This is a genomic window from Endozoicomonas sp. ONNA2 (assembly GCF_024606365.1).
Taxonomy (GTDB): domain Bacteria; phylum Pseudomonadota; class Gammaproteobacteria; order Pseudomonadales; family Endozoicomonadaceae; genus Endozoicomonas.
In genome coordinates this window covers 1-1,083 of the sequence record NZ_JAHHPO010000334.1, presented here as the reverse complement: position 1 = coordinate 1,083, position 1,083 = coordinate 1, and the positions used below count along the sequence as shown (strand labels likewise).

At 52.7% G+C, this 1,083-nt stretch carries 2 protein-coding genes; both read left to right on the top strand.

From position 1 onward, the window contains the following. Positions 1-146 precede the first annotated feature (146 nt). Positions 147-590, top strand: coding sequence for a hypothetical protein (locus tag KDK14_RS06080; RefSeq protein ID WP_257264124.1), 444 nt, complete (start codon positions 147-149; stop codon positions 588-590). 29 nt (positions 591-619) lie between these two features. Further along, a complete protein-coding gene (locus tag KDK14_RS06075; protein WP_257264123.1) occupies positions 620-844 on the top strand; it encodes a hypothetical protein in 225 nt (74 codons plus the stop codon). Positions 845-1,083 lie beyond the last annotated feature (239 nt).

Sequence of the window (1,083 nt, the reverse complement as noted above, 5' to 3'; positions counted from 1 at the left end):
ATCCACTGATTCGCCTCCTTGTCTTCGACCGGCGGTGCTGAAAAAGGCCTTTATTACCTGCCAGCAGGAACTTTTTTCTGGCTTGGGCATCTACAGGTCTACCTCTCGTAAAACGTCAGATTCTTCCATCCGATAACGGCTTGACTATGAATATCAACTCAGGTGCAGGTTCGACGACCAACGTTGTTATTTCTACCTCTGTCATGAAGGATACTCTGGCTTTGGCAGGTACTATGACAGGACTTGCTTTCGGCTTTCTTGTATTGTGCATGACGGTCGACGACAATTTCCTGAATCGTGCCTTATATACGGGCGCTTCTGGCGCTGTGGGAAACCTCCTCGGACAAGCGGCCTATCACGGTTGTACCGCCCTCTGGCAAGCTGCTGTGGAAATTCGTGATACCGTATCCACGTATATGAATCACCTTGGTATTACCCCCTTCAATCAGCAGGATTCTCATATTGTCCAGGCGTGTACCTACGCAGGAGCGCTCTGTGGCCTGGGTTGCAGCAGTGCCACCACAAGTCCATTACTGGTACTGGGTCCACCAGAAGAAGAGTCCATACGTGCGAGCATCCTGGTGCCTTGAACCGAATCCTGTCTGGTACAGGCTCGGTCGTGGTCGGTGCAGGTATCGGGTACCTGGTGGGAAAAGGGCTGGACTATACAGCAAAAGCAGCCTTTTCCCGTGCCGGAATGGCTGCAGAACGCCCTGGTTTGCCAACCACAGTGAGCGGGCGCCCTGCCCGTGAACATCGCTTGGTGGTAATACCAACTCCGCCCTCTGAATTTGATAGCGAGCAAGCCATTTTGGACCGCTGGGCAAGGCGGGATGTCGAGTAACAGCCGGACTACCTGTACCATCGGGTGTTGCGAGGAATTCCAACGAAGATTCAGCTTTCAAAATACGATCGCTCCTGCTGGCCGATGACCGTCCCGGAGCGACACTGGCGGATGGCACCCGGGAGGCTGTCCGAGAATGGACTGTCCTGCTGCGGTTGCGATAAATTGGTCTGAAAATTCCTGTTTCTTCGTCAAATAGCCCCGCTATTGAATCAGAAATTTTTAGCCTCAATTTCTCG